Here is a 17,864-nt window from a genome sequence, read left to right on the forward strand (position 1 = left end):
CACAGCCGACCAGCACGAGGCAAAACGACAGCAGAGGGGTGACAGCTCGCATGACCGTTCTCCTTGGCATCCGTACAAGGCTTGTGACCCGGTGATGCCGCAGAGGTTTGCTTTACTGTCGCCCGGCCGTGTCGCCCGGATCAGGCCTTGGCGCGCTGCTCCAGCACTTCCACGGCCGGCAGGACCTTGCCCTCGACGAACTCGAGGAAGGCGCCACCACCGGTGGAAATGTAGGAGATCTGCTCGCCGATGCCGTACTTGTCGATCGCCGCCAGGGTATCGCCACCGCCGGCGATGCTGAAGGCGGAGCCTTCGGCGATGGCCTTGGCCAGGGTTTTGGTGCCTTCGCCGAACTGGTCGAATTCGAACACGCCAACCGGTCCGTTCCACAGGATGGTCTTGGAGGTCTTCAGCAGCTCGGCGAACTGGGCGGCGGTCTTCGGACCGATGTCCAGGATCATGTCGTCATCGGCCACGTCAGCGATATCCTTGACGGTGGCGACGGCGGTCTCGGCAAATTCCTTGGCAACCACGACGTCCACCGGCAGCGGAACGCTGACCTTGGCGGCGATGGCCTTGGCGGTATCGACCAGATCGGCCTCGTACAGCGACTTGCCGACCTTGTGGCCGGCCGCGGCGAGGAAGGTGTTGGCGATGCCGCCGCCGACGATCAGCTGGTCGCAGATCAGCGCCAGGCTGTTCAGCACGTCGAGCTTGGTGGACACCTTGGAGCCGGCGACGATGGCCGCCATCGGGCGCGCCGGGTTACCCAGGGCCTTGCCCAGGGCATCCAGTTCGGCGGCCAGCAGCGGGCCGGCGGCGGCGACCTTGGCGAACTTGGCCACGCCGTGGGTGGACCCCTCGGCGCGGTGGGCGGTGCCGAAAGCGTCCATGACGAATACGTCGCACAGGGCGGCGTATTGCTGGGCCAGTTCGTCGGCGTTCTTCTTCTCGCCCTTGTTGAAGCGCACGTTCTCGAACAGCACGACTTCACCCGCTTTCACTTCGACGCCGCCCAGGTAATCCTTGACCAGCGGCACGGCGCGGCCCAGGGCCTTGGACAGGTAGTCGGCGACCGGCTGCAGGCTGTTATCGGCGGAGAATTCGCCTTCGGTCGGTCGGCCCAGGTGCGAGCAGACCATCACTGCCGCACCCTTCTCCAGGGCCAGCTTGATGGTCGGCAGCGAGGCCAGGATGCGCGCGTCGCTCTTGACCACACCGTCCTTCACCGGAACGTTGAGGTCTTCGCGGATCAGTACGCGCTTACCTTGGAGGTCGAGGTCGGTCATCTTCAACACGGTCATGACAGTCAGTCCTGTTGGGGCTGTTTGATTAACGTTCGGTAGCGGCGACCCGCAGGAAGTGCCCTGCAGTGTCGAGCATGCGGTTGGCGAACCCCCACTCGTTGTCGAACCAGGCCAGCACGTTCACCAGGCGGGGGCCGGAAACGCGGGTCTGGCTGCCATCGACAATGGCCGAGTGCGGGTCGTGATTGAAATCGCAGCTGGCGTGGGGCAGTTCGGTGTACGCCAGCAGGCCTTTCAGCGGGCCTTCGGTGGCGGCCTGGCGCAACACGCGGTTGATCTCCTCGGCGGACGTATCGCGGGAGACCTGCAGGGTGATGTCCAGGGCTGAGACGTTCACCGTCGGCACCCGAATGGCTTTGGCCTGGATTCGTCCGGCGAGTTCCGGCAGCAGGCGCTCGATGCCACGCGCCAGCCCGGTGGACACCGGGATCACCGACTGGAAGGCCGAGCGCGTGCGGCGCAGGTCTTCGTGGTGGTAGGCGTCGATCACCGGCTGGTCGTTCATCGCCGAGTGGATGGTGGTGATCGAGACGTACTCGATGCCCACCGCCTCGTTCAGCAGCTTGAGCAGCGGCACGCTGCAGTTGGTGGTACAGGAGGCGTTGGACACCAGCATCTCGGCGCCGGAGAGGCCCTGCTGGTTGATGCCGAAGACCACAGTGGCGTCGATGTCCGCCTCGCTGGCCATCGGCTGGGAGAACAGCACCCGCGGCGCACCGGCGCCGAGGAAGCGCTCGCCGTCGGCGCGGGTGTTGTAGACGCCGGAGCATTCCAGCACCAGGTCGATGTCCAGGGCGCGCCAGTCGATGGCCTCGGGTTCGGCTTCGCGGAACACCTTCACACAGTCGCCGCCGACATGCAGGCAGCCGTCGGCCACGCTCACCTCGCCGGGGAATCGGCCATGGGTGGAGTCGAAGCGGGTCAGGTATTCCAGGCTGGCCAGGTCCGCCAGGTCGTTCAGCGCGACGATGGAGAAATCAGCCTTGGCGCCGCGTTCGTGCAGGGCACGGAACACGCAGCGGCCGATACGGCCGTAGCCGTTGAGGGCAACTCGGTAAGGGCGCTTGGACATTGTTATCCCTTGGTGATCGCTGCCGGGGCCTGATAGGCCCCGGCAGGCTCAGGCGCTCGTCAGGCTTCGAGCAGCTCGGCGGCAACTTCCAGCACGTTCTCGACGGTGAAGCCGAAGTGCTCGAACAGCGCCGGGGCCGGGGCCGACTCACCGAAGGTGGTCATACCGATGACACGGCCTTCCAGGCCGACGTACTTGTACCAGTAGTCGGCGTGGGCGGCTTCGATGGCGATACGCGCAGCGACCTGCACCGGCAGCACGGCCTGCTTGTAGCCGGCGTCCTGCTGGTCGAAGACGCTGGTGGACGGCATGGAGACCACGCGCACCTTGCGGCCTTCGGCGCTGAGCTTGTCGAACGCCTGGACGGCCAGGCCGACTTCGGAGCCGGTGGCGATCAGGATCAGTTCCGGCTCGCCGTCGCAGTCCTTCAGCACGTAGGCGCCACGGGCCACGTCGGCCAGTTGGGCGGCGTCGCGCGGCTGGTGCGGCAGGTTCTGGCGGCTGAAGATCAGCGCGGACGGACCGTCGGCACGCTCGATGGCGTACTTCCAGGCCACCGCGGATTCCACGGCATCGGCCGGGCGCCAGGTGTCCAGGTTCGGGGTCAGGCGCAGGCTGGCCAGCTGCTCGATCGGCTGGTGGGTCGGGCCGTCTTCGCCCAGACCGATGGAGTCATGGGTGAACACGTAGAGCACGCGCTGCTTCATCAGGGCGGACATGCGCACCGCGTTACGGGCGTATTCCATGAAGATCAGGAAGGTCGCGCCGTAGGGGATGAAGCCGCCGTGCAGGGCCACGCCGTTCATGATGGCGCTCATGCCGAACTCGCGCACGCCGTAGAACAGGTAGTTGCCGTTTGCGTCGTCGGCAGTCACGCCCTTGCAGCCTTTCCACAGGGTCAGGTTGGAACCGGCGAGGTCGGCGGAGCCGCCCAGCAGTTCCGGCAGCAGCGGGCCGAAGGCGTTCAGGGCGTTCTGGCTGGCCTTGCGGCTGGCAATGGTCTCGCCTTTCAGCGCGACGTCGGCGACGTAGGCGGCAGCCTTCTCGGCGAAGTCGGCCGGCAGCTCACCGGCAACACGGCGCTCGAACTCGGCGGCCAGTTCCGGGTGCGCGGCCTGGTAGGCGGCGAAGCGCTTGTTCCACTCGGCTTCACGGGTGGCGCCGGTGTCCTTGGCGCTCCACTCGGCGTAGATGTCCGCCGGGACTTCGAACGGCGCGTGGTTCCAGCCCAGCGCGGCGCGGGTGGCGGCCACTTCGTCGACGCCCAGGGCGGCGCCGTGGCTTTCTTCCTTGCCCTGCTTGTTCGGCGAGCCGAAGCCGATGATGGTCTTGCAGCAGATCAGGGTCGGCACATCGCTCTTGCGGGCGGTCTCGATGGCGGTCTTGATCTCGTCGGCGTCATGCCCGTCGACGTTGCGGATCACCTGCCAGCCGTAGGCTTCGAAGCGCTTGGGGGTGTCGTCGGTGAACCAGCCGTGGACTTCGCCATCGATGGAGATGCCGTTGTCGTCGTAGAAGGCGACCAGCTTGTTCAGGCGCAGGGTGCCGGCCAGCGAAGCGACTTCATGGGAGATGCCCTCCATCATGCAGCCGTCGCCCAGGAAGGCGTAGGTGTAGTGGTCGACGATGCTGTGGCCGTCACGGTTGAACTGGGCGGCCAGCACCTTCTCGGCCAGCGCCATGCCCACGGCATTGGCGATGCCCTGGCCCAGCGGGCCGGTGGTGGTCTCGACGCCGGCGGTGTAGCCATACTCCGGGTGACCCGGGGTGCGCGAGTGCATCTGGCGGAAGTTCTTCAGGTCATCGACGGTGACGTCGTAACCGGTGAGGTGCAGCAGCGAGTAGATCAGCATCGAGCCGTGGCCGTTGGACAGCACGAAGCGGTCACGGTCAGCCCACTGCGGGTTGCTCGGGTTGTGCTTGAGGAAGTCGCGCCAGAGGACTTCGGCGATATCCGCCATGCCCATGGGGGCGCCCGGATGGCCGCTGTTGGCTTTCTGCACGGCATCCATGCTCAGTGCGCGGATGGCGTTGGCTCGCTCACGACGGCTGGGCATCGCTAATCTCCTGCGGGGGCTGCTTCGAAAGATCGAAGGGAATGAAAAAAGGCCGGTATTTTCGCCCAGCCGGGCCCCGCGGGGCAATGACAGATCGGCAGATGCCTGATGCAAGGCACGCGCAGGGGGCATTCAACTGGTCAAAAACCGCTCATCCGCCAATATCAAAACTTTTTGATACAGCTATTGCCCACCCCGGAAGCCACGACTAGACTGCCCGACCTATGAGTCTGCGCCTGCCCGAAATCCGCCATGACGATTGCGACCAGCTGGCTGCCCTGTGCAAGGCCGGCGGTGATCCGCTGCGGCTGAATGTCCTGCGGGTGCTGGCCAACGACTCGTTCGGCGTGCTGGAGCTGGCGCATATCTTCGGCGTCCGCCAGTCGGGCATGAGCCACCACCTGAAGGTGCTGGCCCAGGCCGGCCTGGTCGCCACCCGCCGCGAAGGCAACGCGATCTTCTATCGCCGCGCCCTGCCCCAGGGCGAAAGCCTGGGCGGCACGCTGCACGGTGCGCTGCTCGAAGAAGTGGACGAACTGGCACTGGCCGATGTGGTCAGCGCCCGCATCGATGGCGTACACGCCCAGCGTGCCGCCGTCAGCCGTGATTTCTTCGCCCGCAGCGCGGAGAAGTTCCAGGCGACCCAGGACCTGATCGCAGGACTGCCGCAATACCGCGAAAGCGTGCTGGCACTGCTCGATGCACTGAGCTTCGCCCCCGGCGCCACGGCGCTGGAAGTCGGCCCCGGCGACGGCGGATTCCTCCCCGAACTGGCCCGGCGTTTCGGCCAGGTCACGGCGCTGGACAACAGCGAGGCCATGCTCGACATGGCGCGGCAACGCTGCGCCAGCGAAGGTTTGAACAACGTCCGGCTGCGGCTGGGCGATGCCCTGCAGGATGTCGACGATGCGGCGGACTGCGTGGTGCTGAATATGGTGCTGCACCACTTCGCCGCGCCGGCGGAGGCCGTGAAGCAGCTGGCACACCTGGTGAAACCCGGTGGCAGCCTGCTGGTGACCGAACTCTGCAGCCACGACCAGAGCTGGGCCCGCGAGGCCTGCGGTGATCTCTGGCTGGGGTTCGAACAGGAAGACCTGGCCCACTGGGCCGACGCCGCCGGGCTCGCGTCCGGCGAAAGTGTTTACATCGGTTTACGTAATGGCTTTCAGATCCAGGTACGGCACTTCGCCAAACCGGATTCGCGAAGCGTCCTCACCCACCGGTAATTGAATGGGAACCGTTAGATGAGCGAATACTCTGTTTTCACCTCCGAATCCGTCTCCGAAGGCCATCCGGACAAGATCGCTGACCAGATCTCCGATGCGGTGCTCGACGCCATCATCGCCAAGGACAAGCACGCCCGCGTGGCCGTGGAAACGCTGGTCAAGACTGGCGTCGCCATCGTTGCCGGCGAAGTCACCACCAGCGCCTGGGTCGACCTGGAACAGATTGTCCGTGACGTGATCTGCGACATCGGCTACACCAGCTCCGACGTCGGCTTCGACGGCGCCACCTGCGGCGTGATGAACATCATCGGCAAGCAGTCCCCGGACATCAACCAGGGCGTCGACCGCGCCAAGCCGGAAGACCAGGGCGCTGGCGACCAGGGCCTGATGTTCGGCTACGCCAGCAACGAAACCGACGTGCTGATGCCGGCCCCGATCCGCTTCTCCCACGCCCTGGTCGAGCGCCAGGCCGAGGCGCGCAAGTCCAACCTGCTGACCTGGCTGCGCCCGGACGCCAAGAGCCAGGTCACCTGCCGCTACGAAGGCGGCAAGGTGGTCGGCATCGACGCCGTGGTGCTGTCCACCCAGCACAACCCGGAAGTGTCGCTGGCCGACCTGCGCGAAGGCGTGATGGAGCTGATCATCAAGCATGTCCTGCCGGCCGAACTGCTGCACAAGGACACCCAGTTCCACATCAACCCGACCGGCAACTTCGTGATCGGCGGCCCGGTGGGCGACTGCGGCCTGACCGGTCGCAAGATCATCGTCGACTCCTACGGCGGCATGGCCCGTCACGGCGGCGGCGCGTTCTCCGGCAAGGACCCGTCCAAGGTCGACCGTTCCGCAGCCTACGCCGGCCGCTACGTGGCCAAGAACATCGTTGCCGCCGGCCTGGCCGAGCGCTGCGAAATCCAGGTGTCCTACGCCATCGGCGTGGCCCAGCCGACTTCCATCTCGATCAACACCTTCGGCACCGGCAAGATCAGCGATGACAAGATCATCCAACTGGTCCGCGAGCACTTCGACCTGCGCCCGTACGCGATCACCAAGATGCTCGACCTGCTGCACCCGATGTACCAGCCGACCGCGGCCTACGGCCACTTCGGTCGCAACCCGTTCGAGATGACCTACGGTGACGACACCTTCACCGCCTTCACCTGGGAGCGCACCGACAAGGCTGCCGCCCTGCGTGATGCCGCCGGCCTGTAAGACCCGGTAGCAGGAAAAGCCCTGCCTCGGCGGGGCTTTTTCGTTTCTGCGCTCCCACAAACCCTCGCGAAGAATCCACAGCCATCCCAGCGCCGAGTGTTGCGTCCCAGTCCTAGCCTTGCGGGTTTCCGCTGCCCGGACGCTCGCCATGCTTCGCCTTGCCCTCGCCCTTCTACTGCTCCCTCCCCTTCTCGCCCATGCCTGCCCCGACTGGCCGGCCAAGCAGGCACCCCGGCAGATCGACGCGCTCCGCGCACAGCTGCGGCAGTGGGATGACAACTACCACCGAGACGGCCAATCACCGGTCGCCGACGAACTCTACGACCAGGCCCGCGAGCGCCTGCGCCAATGGCAGGGGTGCTTCCCGCGAGCCTCTGCCATCCCAGAATCGCCGCTGGCCAGCAGTGCCGGGGAGGTTCGCCACCCCTTCGTCCACACAGGCCTCGACAAGCTTCCCGACGCCTCGGCCGTGGGCACCTGGCTGGCAACCCGCAGCGATCTCTGGGTGCAGCCGAAGGTCGACGGCGTGGCGGTCACGCTCGTCTACCGCAACGGCCGGCTTGCCCAGGCGATCAGCCGCGGCGACGGCACCCGCGGGCAGGACTGGACCGCCAATGCGCAGCGGATTGCCGCAATCCCCAAGGAACTGCCCGGCACGGGCGGCGAATTGGTGCTGCAAGGCGAGTTGTACTGGCGCCTTCCGCAGCATGTGCAGGCGCTGAAGGGCGGTGCGGGCGCACGCGGCAGGGTCGCCGGGCTGATGGCGCGCAAGGAACTTGGCGACGAAGGAACGCAAATCGGCCTGTTCGTCTGGGAGCTGCCGGACGGCCCACTGGAGATGCCCGGGCGCCTGGCACGCCTGCGCCGACTGGGATTCGGCGACAGCGCCGAGCTGACCGAGGCGGTGGCAGGGCAGCCCGAAATCGAAGCCTGGCGCGAACGCTGGTATCGCCAGCCTCTGCCGTTCGCCAGCGACGGCATCGTCATCCGCCAGGGCCGCCGGCCGCCGGGCAAGGCCTGGAGCGCACAGGCACCGGGCTGGGCGGTGGCCTGGAAGTACCCGCATCAACAGGCACTGGCCGAGGTGCGGCGCGTGGAGTTCAAGGTCGGTCGCAGCGGGCGGGTGACGCCGGTGCTGCATCTCGCCCCGGTGGAACTGGATGGGCGGACCATCCAGCGGGTCGCCACCGGCTCGCTCAAGCGCTGGCGCAGCCTCGATATCCGGCCCGGCGATCAGATCGCCATCGCCCTCGCCGGGCTGACCATCCCTCGCCTGGACGGCGTGGTCTGGCGCTCGCCGATTCGCCCTGAACTGGCTGTACCCAAGGACGAGCAGTTCAACGCCCTCTCCTGCTGGCAACCCACCGACGGCTGCGCTGAACAGTTCCTCGCCCGCCTGCAATGGCTGAGCGGCAAGAGCGGCCTGGGACTATCGGGCGTCGGTCCGGGCACCTGGCGGCGCCTGCACGAAGCCGGCCTGCTGGCGGGACTACTCGACTGGATGACGCTGACCCCGGAGCAACTGCGCCAGGTGCCTGGGCTGGGCGAGCGCAGCGCCGCCAGCCTGCACCAGCAGTTCGGGCTGGCTCGCCAACGCTCGTTCGCTGTCTGGCTGCGCGCTCTCGGCGCGCCCTCGCCGAACGCCCATCCGGCGGGAGAAGACTGGTCCGCACTGGCCACCCGCAGCGCGCCGCAGTGGCAGGAGCAACCCGGCGTCGGCAAGGTCCGCGCGACGCAACTGGAAGCCTTCTTCAAGGCACCGGAAGTCGTGCAACTGCGCGAGCGGTTGCACGACCTCGGCGTCTCCGGTTTCTGAGCACCTCAGCGCATCTGGAAGGCTTCCTGGTGGAAGCGGCTGCCCGGCATGCCCTGGCGGCGCAGGTCACGGCGCAGCAATTCGGCCAGCGCCTGCGGACCGCAGAACCAGACGCTTGGCCAACGCCCCTGCGCTCCGGGCTGCAGACCCAGGTCCGCCGCCTGCAGGTAGCCTTCGCTTTCGCTGTAATGCACGCGCAGATCAATGCGTGGCAACTTCGCGCACAGCTCGCGCAGGTGCCCGGCGTAGATCGCGTCGGAAGGTGAGCGCACGCAATACAGCAGCGTCACTTCCGGACAGTCCTCCGGCCGTGCCTGCAGCGACTCGAGCCAGGCAAGAAACGGCGTGATGCCGATACCACCGGCGATCCACACTTGCCGCTCGCCCTTGTCACGACGGAAGTCGAAGCGGCCGTAAGGCCCCTCCACCTTCACTGGATCACCGACCTTCAGAGCACCCTGAAGGCGCTGTGTGTAGTCCCCGAGCGCCTTGATGCTGAAGCGCACCTCGCCGTTGCCCAGGTCGCCGCTGGAAAGGGTAAAGGGATGCTGTCCCTCCAGACGATCACAGGTGAGGAAGGCAAACTGCCCGGCGCGATGCTGCCAGTTGCCCTGCAGCTTGCAGGTGACTTCCAGCATGCGCTCGCCGGGGCGCTCGATCGCCACCACAACGCCTTCATGGGTACGCCGACGGCCGATCTGCCCGGTGAGCGACCAGAGCGCGCAGAGGCTGCCCACCACCGCACAGAACCCCACCAGCCAGCCCACCGGCTGAGCCCAATAGCCCGCCGGCGCCAGCACTACGCCATGGAAGGCGAGCACCAGGTAGACCACCGCAAGGGTTTTGTGGACGTAGCGCCACAAGTGGTACGGAAAGCGTTGCCAGAGGGTGATGACCAGCATCGCCGCCAGCAGCCAGGCCGACCATTCGCCCAGGTCCTTGGCCGAGCCACGGAACACGTCGAGGAAGGTTTCCACCCGCGGCCCCTTGGCCGGCTTGGCGATGAACTCGGCGAGCAGCGGCCCGCCCAGTTCCATCAGGTAGTGCACAAGGCCCAGCACGATGGCCAGGATGCCCGCCCACTTGTGCGCACGGTACATGCGGTCGAGGCCGTCCAGCGGCTTCTCCAGCCAGACCGGGCGCACCGCCAGCAGCATGATCAGCGACATCAGCGCGAAGGACGCGACACCGGTAAAGAGAATGGCCTGCTTGCGCAGGACCCAGATATCCAGGGCGGCCGGCGGGTCGACGAACAGCGCCAGGCCAAAGGTGGCCGCCACGGCCAGCAGTACGATCCAGATGAGTTTCATGAGTCCTCCTTGGGGCGCCAAAGCAGCGAACCCAAGCGGAAGCTGAAGGAATCTTCTGAATCATCCCTTAATTTCGAAAGGTCTTTAGCCGGCCATCGGCAATGCCATGACCCATGTCAAACGCATCGTCCTTCGTTATGCTCGGCACATTCCTACAGACCAATTTCCTGCCATGCGCTTGCGAGTCCTGTCCGATCTCCACCACGAACACTTTCCCAACGGTCGTCGCGAACTGCCGCCGGCCGTTGCGGATGTCGTCGTGCTGGCCGGCGACATTCACGAGCATCTGCAAGGCCTGCACTGGGCGCGGGAGGAATTCCCGGACAGCGACATCATCTACGTCGCCGGCAACCACGAGTTCTACCATTCCGACCTGCCCGAGCTGACCCAGGCCATGCGCAACCTGGCCCGCGCGCTGGATATCCACTTCCTCGAGAAGGATGCGGTGATCCTCGGCGGCGTGCGGTTCCTCGGCACCACGCTGTGGACGGACTTCCAGCTCTACGGCGAACGCGCGTCGGATCTGGCCCGTGAGCAGGCGCAGTTGCTGATGCCTGATTTCAACACGGTGGATTACTTCACCCAGCCTTTCACTCCCGAGATGAGTCGCGAGCTCTGCGGGGCCAGCTGCGAATGGCTGGCGGCGGAGCTGGATCAACCCTTCGCCGGCCCGACGGTGGTGGTGACGCACCATGCACCCAGCGCCCGATCCATTCCCTCGCACTACGTCGGCGACGCCCTGTCGCCTGCCTTCGCCTCGAACCTGGAAGGCCTGGCCGAACGCTGCGACCTGTGGATTCACGGACACGTGCACGAGTGCCTGGACTATCGGGTCGGGCGGGGACGGATCGTCGCCAATCCCGGAGCCTATCCCGGCGAGGACAGCGGCTTCGAGCCCCGCCGGGTGATCGAACTCTAGAACGGCGGCCCGATGTGGGGCGGCTCGTCAGGTGACAGCTCGCTGAAGAAGCGCCAGATTTCAGCCGGCCCGTCCAGTTGCGGATCGACCTGACCGAGCAGGCGCGGCGGTCGGTATAGCGGCTGCGAAATCAGGTGCCCGCCGCCGAACACCGTCACCAGCTCCACGGGCGGCCCGTCGCCGGCAGCCCAGCGCTGCCGCTGCGTCCACACCGGGCCCGGTTGGGTCAGCTTGTCCACCTGCGGCTCGCCGCCCTGGCCGTTACGCCGCGCCAGCGCGAGGGCAGAGTCCTCGGCGGAGAGCACGTCGCCGCGATCACCGAAGCCGAACAGCGTGACCCGGCCACCCGCGTAAGGATTGATCGGATCACGCGTGCCATTCATCAACAGCGCGGCCTTGGGCTGTTCGGCGGGACGGCAGGCGTCGTTGCCGGCGCCCGGCAGGCTGGCAGCCACTGCGGCGACGCCATCGACCTTGTCCGGCGCCTCGGCGGCCAAGCGCAGGGCCATCTGTCCACCGTTGGAGTAACCGGTGACGAATACCCGAGCGGGATCGACGCCGCGCTCGCGTTGCAGGCTTTCGATCATCTGCGAGAGGAATCCAACATCGTCGATGTTCAGGCGCCGCGCACTGTAGGAAGCCACCCGCCGACAGTCGTTCCAGTGCCCTTCGAAACCATCGGGATAGAGCACCAGGAAGCCATCGCGATCGGCCAGGGCGTCGAAGCGGTAGCCGCTGTCGCGGCGCATGCGCTCGCCATTGCTCTGCGAGCTGTGCAGCACCACCAGCAGCGCCGGGCGCTCGTCCAGCTTCTGCGGCACGTAAAGGACATAGCTGCGGCGCCGTTCGCCCTGGCGCACCGAGGCATCTTCGCTGCTGCCGGTCAGCACCGGCTGCAACCTCAGCTCACCGGGCACGTACCACCAGCCACCCACCAGCAGCGCCAGCACCAGCACCAGCAGTGCGATGAGTGCCTGCACGATCCGCATCGCCACCCGCATACCGCCTCTCCTTGCCCGCCTGGCGGGCCTTGCGAGTCCCGGCCTTGTCCCGAGGCTATCGAACGGGGGCAATTGAGCTGGCGCAGTTGTCCTGGGGCAGCCCCTCGCCCGCCCGTCCATGGCAAACTCTAGCCGTTGACTCCAACGTCATAGTGTTTGGTAACCAAGGACTCCGAAAATGTTCCGAAGCTCTGCCCTGATGGCCGCCATTCTCGCCCTCGGCTGCGCAAACCCGCTGCTCGCCGCCGATGCCGCCAAGCAACCGCTGACCGGCTGCGCGGCCAAGCGTGCCGCCATCGAAACCCAGCTCGAACAGGCCAAGGCCCAGGGCAACGGCAACCGCGTCGCCGGCCTGCAGACCGCGCTGGAGAAGGTGAAGACCTACTGCACCGACGCCAGCCTCACGCAGGAGCGCAAGCAGAACGTGCTGGATGCCGAGAAGGAAGTCGCCCAGCGCGAAAAGGACCTGCGCAAGGCGATGAACAAGGGCGACGCGGAGAAGATCGAGAAGCGCAAGGACAAGCTGGCCGAAGCCCGCGCCGAACTGGAGCAGGCCAAGCGCGAGCTGGAGGAGTAACCAAAGCGCGAATCGGCCCGCCCCTGCAGGAGCGGGCCACGCCCGCGAAGGCGGACAAGGTCCGCCACTGTTCTGCGCTTAGAGCGCGCGGAATTTCTTGTGGCAGGCTTCGCAGGCGTCTTCCACCGCGGCGAAGTCCTTGCGCACACCCTCGGGCGTCGGCGCGGCGTTGCGGGTGTTCTCGTTCAGGGTGTGGACCGCCTGCTGGAAGGTCTTGGCGTCAGCCTGGAACTCCAGCTGGCGCTGCCAGATTTCCGCCTTGGCGCGGGTGTCGTCGCTTTCCACCTTGTCCGCCGGCGGCTGGGTGGTGGGGAAATACTGCCAGGGCTTGTCAGCCAGCTCGCCGAGCTTGGTCGAGTTCGCGCGGAACTTGTCCGCATCGAAGGGGATGCGTCCGCGCAGCATGCCACCCATGTCCTCGCTGGTCTTGAGCATCTCCTTGAACACCGCCTGGCGCTTGTACTCCGGCGAGTTGGGGTCCTGGCGATGGCAGCCGGCGAGCGCCGTGCCGGCGAGCAGCAGAACGAGCAGGGTCTTCAACTTCATGGGGGACTCTTGTAGAACGGCTATTCACGGAAGCGCCGGATTATCCGCCCCGATGTCCGAATGTTCCAGACCACGCCCAAGCAGCTGCGGCCATCCGCCGCAGCCGTGCGCCTTTCGTTCAGCCGCCGTTCAGGCGCGCACAGGTCAGGCCGAAACGACGAAGATCGCGATGATCAGGCCCATGCCGAGGAACCAGACCAACGAGCGCAGCAGCGCCAGGTCCGCGACGTAGAAGATCAGGTAGAGCAGGCGGCTGGTGACCCAGGCGATGGCCAGGCGGTCGATGGTGGCGGGTTCGGCGTTGTTCACCACGTAGGCGATGATCACCGCCGCGGCGAAGGCCGGGGTGACCTCGAAGCTGTTCATCTGGAAGGCGTTGGCGCGCTTGCGATAGCCCTCCAGGGTGGCGAGGAAGGTGCGCGGGTCGTGGTTCTGCCGGGGGCCGAAGCCGCCGCCGGTGAACTTGGCGAGGCTGGTGCCGACATAGGGCAGGAAGATCGCGATCAGGACGCACCAGAAGGCAATGGGCATGGAAAGAATCTCGTCGAGGGGAAAGCGCGCAGCTTAGGTCATCGCCTCACGCCTCGTCCTTGACCGGCTTGGCGCTACGCGACGTAGCGCGGGCCAATCCTCAGAGTTTCATCACCAGCATGCCCGCCAGCACCAGGCTGCAGGCGGCCAGGCGTGGCAGGCCGAAGGGCTCCTTGAGGAAGCGCATGCCGAACAGCACCACCAGCAGCACGCTGGTCTCGCGCAGGGCGGCGGCCTCGGCGATGGAACCCATCTGCATGGCCCAGAGCACCAGCCCGTAGCTGAGCAGCACGCAGAAACCGACGCTCAGGCCGAGCTTCCAGTCGTTGATCCAGAACTTGGCGAAGGCCCGTGTGCGCCCGACCAGCGCCACCAGCGGGAATGGCAGGCCGGACAGCAGCGACAGCCAGACCAGGTAGTCCAGCGGCTTGGGCCAGAGCTTCAGCGCGTTGCCGTCGGTCCAGGTGTAGCTGCCGATGCACACCCCCATCAGCAGCACGGTGGGATAGGCGATCCACGGCAGCTTCGAGCCGCCCCCGCCCTTGAGCAGGAACAGCATGCCGACCGGGATCAGCAGGATGCCGAGGATCTGCTTGTCGCTCAGGTGCTCGCCGCCGAAGGTCAGGGTCAGCGCCAGCACCACCAGCGGCGACAGGCCGCGCATCAGCGGGTAGACCAGCCCCAGGTCGCCGACCTTGTAGGCCTGGATCAGCAGCACCCGGTAGACCAATTGCAGCGACACGGCGGCCAGCAGCCAGGGCCAGACCTCGGCGGGAGGAATCTCGATCCACGGCAGCAGGACCAGCGCGGCGGCCAGGCCGACCATGTCCATGCAGGCGACCACCAGCAGGCGGTCGCTGCTGAATTTGACGAGGGTGTTCCAGGTGGCGTGCAGCAGGGCGGCCAGCAGCACCAGGGTAGTGGCGAGCACGAAAGCAAACTCCTGGTATAGACCAAGCCAATTCTACCCCGAGCCACCCCATGGGCCGCAAGCATCGGCTGTTTCGGACATTTCCATCTGACTCCTCAGCCGGAACTGACCTAGACTGGGCCTTTTCGCCAGCACGAGCGCCTGCCATGCCCCGTTTGATCAAGTTCCTCACCGGCTACATCCTGGTCACCCTGCTCTCCGGTTGTGGCTACAACGCCATGCAGGCCGGCGACGAACAGGTGAAGGCCGCCTGGTCGGAAGTGCTCAACCAGTACCAGCGCCGCGCCGACCTGATCCCCAACCTGGTCAGCACCGTGAAGGGCTACGCCGCCCATGAAGCCAGCGTGCTGACCCAGGTGACCGAGGCCCGCGCCAAGGTCGGCAGCACCACACTCAATGCCGACCAGCTGGACGATCCGGAAGCGGTCAAGCGCTTCCAGCAGGCCCAGGGCCAGCTCAGTTCGGCGCTCTCGCGCCTGTTGGTGGTCTCGGAAAACTACCCGCAGCTCAAGGCAGACGGCCTGTTCAAGGACCTGCTGACCCAGCTCGAAGGCACCGAGAACCGCATCACCGTCGCCCGTGGCCGCTACGTGAAATCGGTGCAGGAATACAACGTGATGATTCGCCAGTTCCCGCAGGTGATCACCGCGAAAATCTTCGGCTACAAGCCCAAGGCCAACTTCAGCGTCGAGAACGAAGCCGCCATCTCCACCGCGCCTAAAGTGGACTTCGGCAACGCGCCGGCGCAGCCCGCGCAATGACCCTGCCGCGCTGGCTGCTGGCCGCCCTGCTGCTGTGCTGGGCGGGCCTGCTGCAGGCGGCACCGGTCGCCATCCCGCCGCTCAGCGCCCGCGTCACCGACCTCACCCAGACCCTCGATGCAGGCCAGCGCGCGCAGTTGGAAAGCCAGCTCGCCGGCCTGGAGCAGCGCAAGGGTGCGCAGATCGCCGTACTGCTGATCCCCAGCACCGGCGAGGACAGCATCGAGGACTACGCGGTCCGCGCCTTCGAACAGTGGAAGCTGGGCCGCAAGGGCGTGGACGACGGCGTGCTGCTGGTAGTGGCCAAGAATGACCGCGCGCTGCGCATCGAAGTCGGCTACGGACTGGAAGGCACCATCACCGACGTGCAGGCCGGGCGCATCATCCGCGACACCATAGTCCCGCACTTCAAGACCGGTGACTTCGCCGGCGGCATCCAGGCCGGCGTGGACAGCCTGATAGCGCTGATAGAACCGCCAGCGGCGGCCCCTGCCGAACCCGATACGGGCGCGACGGATCAACTGCCGCAGACGGGCCCGGTGACGGGCTACAGCGATGCGTACTCCAACCGCAACGCCAGCGCCGCTGAGGAAATCCCGCCTGCACGCCTGCTCGGCCTGCTCGCTCTGCTGGTGGGTGTGCCGCTGCTGTGCCTGCTGTTCCCGGTGCAGTGGCTGCGCCAGCGCAGCATGGGCCGCTACCTGCTGTGCAGCGCGCTGGTCGGCGGCGTGGCCTCGGCGGTATTGCTGTTCAGCGAAGCCAATCCCGCCGCCCTGCAGCAGCAGATGATCGGTTCATTCTCGATTCCGCTGGTGCTGTACATCTTCTTCCTGCCGCCGATGTGGCTGACCTCGGGCGTGCTGCAGCTGCTGCTGATGATCATCAGCTCGATCGGACGTGGCGGCGGTGGGCGTGGGGGCGGCGGGGGCGGTGGCTTCCGAGGGGGCGGTGGCTCCAGCGGCGGCGGCGGGGCCTCCGGCCGCTGGTAAGCCCATGCACGCTTGAGAATTACAGGGCGGCGACGCCCTGCTCTTCTTCGCGGATCGAACGCAGCACCTGGCGCTGCAGGTCGATGAACTCGGCACTGGCGGCCATGTCCTCATGGCGCGGGCGACCGAGCTTCACATCGAAGGTGGCCTTGATCCGCCCGGGGCCCAGGCCCATCACCACGATGCGGTCGGACAGGTAGACCGCCTCCTCCACGTCATGGGTGACGAACATCACCGTCAGCCGGTGGGTCTCCCAGATGCGCGTGAGCAGCTCCTGCATCTGGTGGCGGGTCATGGCATCCAGCGCGCCGAAGGGCTCATCCATCAGCAGGATCTTCGGCCGGTAGGACAGCGCTCGGGCAATCGCCACGCGCTGCTTCATGCCGCCGGACAATTCGTTCGGATAGGCCTCGGCGAACTTCGTCAGCTTCACCAGTTCCAGGTGCTCGTCGGCGATCTCGCGGCACTGCGCGCGGGACATGCCGGCCGCCTTGAGGGCGAACTCGACGTTCTGCCGCGCAGTGAGCCAGGGCAGCAGGGTGTAGGACTGGAACACCACGCCACGGTCCAGGCCGGGACCTGCGATCGGCACGCCGTCCACCTTCACGCTGCCGCTGTCGAATTCCTCCAGGCCGGCAGCAATGGACAGCAGCGTGCTCTTGCCGCAGCCCGAGGTGCCGACGATAGAGACGAACTCGTTGTCCGCCAGGGTCAGGTCGATGTTGCGCAGCACCTCGCGGCGCTCCTTGCCGACCGCGAAGCTCTTGTTCAGGCCGGAGATTTCCAAAGTCGCCATCAGCTGCGTCTCCGGTTGTAGCGGAACAGGACCTTCTCGCCGGCGCGCATGGCCTGGTCGGTGACCAGCCCGAGGAAGCCCAGCAGAAGGATGTAGCCGATGATGGTGTCGGTCTGGAAGAAGCGCTGGGACACGGTGATGCGGTAGCCCAGGCCCGAGGTCGCGGCCACCAGTTCGGCCAGCACCAGCCAGGTCCAGGCCCAGCCGAGGCTGATCCGCAGCGCGTCCCAGATACCCGGCAGGGCGCTGGGCAGGACGATCCTCAGGAGGATGCGGCGATCCGGCATGCCGAGGGTGCGGCCGAGGCCGACGAAGTCCGCCGGCACGCGCTTGATGGCGTCCATCACCATCAGCACCTGCTGGAAGAAGGTGCCGATCCAGATGATGAGGAACTTCTGGAAGTCGCTGGTGCCGGCCCAGAGGATGGTCAGCGGCACGAAAGCGACCACCGGCATGTAGCGCACGAAGTCCACCAGCGGCTCGGTGGCGGCTTTCCAGAAGCCGTAGCAGCCGGCGAACACGCCGATCACGATGGACATCGCCGAGGACACCAGGAAGGCCACGGCGATGCGGTACACGCTGACCTTCAGGTCCGACCACAGTGTGCCGTCGGCGGCCAGCTTGAGCATGCGCGCCCAGACGTCGCCGGGCGCCGGCAGGAATATCTTCGGCACCGCGCCGCTGGCGCCGGCCAGCCACCAGAGCAGCGCCAGCAGGACGAACACGGCGCCGCCGATGAGCAGGAAATGGCGCTGCGCGATCGGCTTGCCGATGGTGAACAGCGGGTTGGATTTACGGGCTTTCATGTCGGGCTCG

General features: G+C 66.5%; 17 protein-coding genes. 7 read left to right on the forward strand and 10 right to left on the reverse strand.

Annotation, left to right across the window (positions count from 1 at the left end; translation table 11 throughout):
• Positions 1-140: 140 nt before the first annotated feature.
• Genes IB275_RS28150 through tkt form a run of 3 tightly spaced genes read right to left on the reverse strand, consistent with a single transcriptional unit; the run spans position 141 to position 4,436 of the window.
• Entirely contained in the window at positions 141-1,304 is a 1,164-nt protein-coding gene (locus IB275_RS28150; protein ID WP_192293179.1) for a phosphoglycerate kinase, read from the reverse strand.
• Between the two features lie 28 nt (positions 1,305-1,332).
• The gene (gene epd / locus IB275_RS28155) at positions 1,333-2,379 is read right to left on the reverse strand and encodes an erythrose-4-phosphate dehydrogenase (RefSeq protein ID WP_192293181.1); all 1,047 of its coding nucleotides are present in this window, start codon (positions 2,377-2,379) and stop codon (positions 1,333-1,335) included.
• Positions 2,380-2,438: 59 nt separating this feature from the next.
• The gene (tkt, locus tag IB275_RS28160) at positions 2,439-4,436 is read right to left on the reverse strand and encodes a transketolase (protein ID WP_192293183.1); all 1,998 of its coding nucleotides are present in this window, start codon (positions 4,434-4,436) and stop codon (positions 2,439-2,441) included.
• Positions 4,437-4,660: 224 nt separating this feature from the next.
• Between tkt and IB275_RS28165 the strand changes: the two genes are divergently transcribed.
• The 3 genes from IB275_RS28165 (at position 4,661) to ligB (ending at position 8,687) form a co-directional block, all read left to right on the forward strand.
• Positions 4,661-5,662, forward strand: coding sequence for an ArsR/SmtB family transcription factor (locus IB275_RS28165; protein WP_192293185.1), 1,002 nt, complete (start codon positions 4,661-4,663; stop codon positions 5,660-5,662).
• An 18-nt stretch (positions 5,663-5,680) separates the two neighbouring features.
• Positions 5,681-6,871: a methionine adenosyltransferase gene (metK, locus tag IB275_RS28170; protein WP_192293187.1), complete on the forward strand. Its 1,191-nt coding sequence runs from the start codon at positions 5,681-5,683 to the stop codon at positions 6,869-6,871.
• A gap of 148 nt (positions 6,872-7,019) precedes the next feature.
• A complete protein-coding gene (ligB, locus tag IB275_RS28175; protein WP_192293189.1) occupies positions 7,020-8,687 on the forward strand; it encodes an NAD-dependent DNA ligase LigB in 1,668 nt (555 codons plus the stop codon).
• Positions 8,688-8,692: 5 nt separating this feature from the next.
• Here ligB and IB275_RS28180 read toward each other — a convergent pair whose 3' ends face one another.
• Positions 8,693-9,997 (reverse strand): ferredoxin reductase family protein, encoded by a 1,305-nt coding sequence (locus tag IB275_RS28180; RefSeq protein ID WP_192293198.1) that lies wholly within the window; start codon positions 9,995-9,997, stop codon positions 8,693-8,695.
• 172 nt (positions 9,998-10,169) lie between these two features.
• On the opposite strand from IB275_RS28180, the gene IB275_RS28185 reads away from it, so the two are divergent.
• Positions 10,170-10,916, forward strand: coding sequence for a metallophosphoesterase family protein (locus IB275_RS28185; protein WP_192293200.1), 747 nt, complete (start codon positions 10,170-10,172; stop codon positions 10,914-10,916).
• Here the strand turns inward: IB275_RS28185 and IB275_RS28190 are convergent.
• The gene (locus tag IB275_RS28190) at positions 10,913-11,917 is read right to left on the reverse strand and encodes a CE1 family esterase (RefSeq protein WP_192293202.1); all 1,005 of its coding nucleotides are present in this window, start codon (positions 11,915-11,917) and stop codon (positions 10,913-10,915) included. The two genes, IB275_RS28185 and IB275_RS28190, sit on opposite strands and share 4 nt — an antisense overlap.
• A 178-nt stretch (positions 11,918-12,095) precedes the next feature.
• Between IB275_RS28190 and IB275_RS28195 the strand changes: the two genes are divergently transcribed.
• Positions 12,096-12,494 carry a DUF1090 domain-containing protein gene (locus IB275_RS28195; protein ID WP_192293205.1) on the forward strand — a complete coding sequence of 133 codons (399 nt, stop codon included), beginning with the start codon at positions 12,096-12,098 and terminating at the stop codon, positions 12,492-12,494.
• A 78-nt stretch (positions 12,495-12,572) separates the two neighbouring features.
• Here the strand turns inward: IB275_RS28195 and IB275_RS28200 are convergent, their stop codons facing one another.
• From IB275_RS28200 to IB275_RS28210, 3 genes are all read right to left on the reverse strand, one after another.
• Positions 12,573-13,040 carry a c-type cytochrome gene (locus IB275_RS28200; RefSeq protein WP_192293207.1) on the reverse strand — a complete coding sequence of 156 codons (468 nt, stop codon included), beginning with the start codon at positions 13,038-13,040 and terminating at the stop codon, positions 12,573-12,575.
• A gap of 144 nt (positions 13,041-13,184) precedes the next feature.
• Entirely contained in the window at positions 13,185-13,571 is a 387-nt protein-coding gene (locus IB275_RS28205) for an MAPEG family protein (RefSeq protein WP_151188562.1), read from the reverse strand.
• A 100-nt stretch (positions 13,572-13,671) separates the two neighbouring features.
• The gene (locus tag IB275_RS28210; RefSeq protein ID WP_192293209.1) at positions 13,672-14,502 is read right to left on the reverse strand and encodes an EamA family transporter; all 831 of its coding nucleotides are present in this window, start codon (positions 14,500-14,502) and stop codon (positions 13,672-13,674) included.
• A 146-nt stretch (positions 14,503-14,648) separates the two neighbouring features.
• Between IB275_RS28210 and IB275_RS28215 the strand changes: the two genes are divergently transcribed.
• Together IB275_RS28215 and IB275_RS28220 are read left to right on the forward strand one after the other, a co-directional pair.
• The gene (locus IB275_RS28215; protein WP_192293211.1) at positions 14,649-15,263 is read left to right on the forward strand and encodes a LemA family protein; all 615 of its coding nucleotides are present in this window, start codon (positions 14,649-14,651) and stop codon (positions 15,261-15,263) included.
• Entirely contained in the window at positions 15,260-16,252 is a 993-nt protein-coding gene (locus IB275_RS28220; RefSeq protein ID WP_192293213.1) for a TPM domain-containing protein, read from the forward strand. Before IB275_RS28215 ends, IB275_RS28220 begins: the two co-directional genes overlap by 4 nt.
• 19 nt (positions 16,253-16,271) lie before the next feature.
• On the opposite strand, the gene IB275_RS28225 is transcribed toward IB275_RS28220, so the two are convergent.
• A complete protein-coding gene (locus IB275_RS28225) occupies positions 16,272-17,048 on the reverse strand; it encodes an ABC transporter ATP-binding protein (RefSeq protein WP_192293215.1) in 777 nt (258 codons plus the stop codon).
• Positions 17,048-17,854 carry an ABC transporter permease gene (locus tag IB275_RS28230; protein WP_015479267.1) on the reverse strand — a complete coding sequence of 269 codons (807 nt, stop codon included), beginning with the start codon at positions 17,852-17,854 and terminating at the stop codon, positions 17,048-17,050. Before IB275_RS28230 ends, IB275_RS28225 begins: the two co-directional genes overlap by 1 nt.
• Positions 17,855-17,864: the final 10 nt, after the last annotated feature.

Source organism: Pseudomonas sp. PDM21, assembly GCF_014852505.2.
GTDB lineage: Bacteria > Pseudomonadota > Gammaproteobacteria > Pseudomonadales > Pseudomonadaceae > Pseudomonas.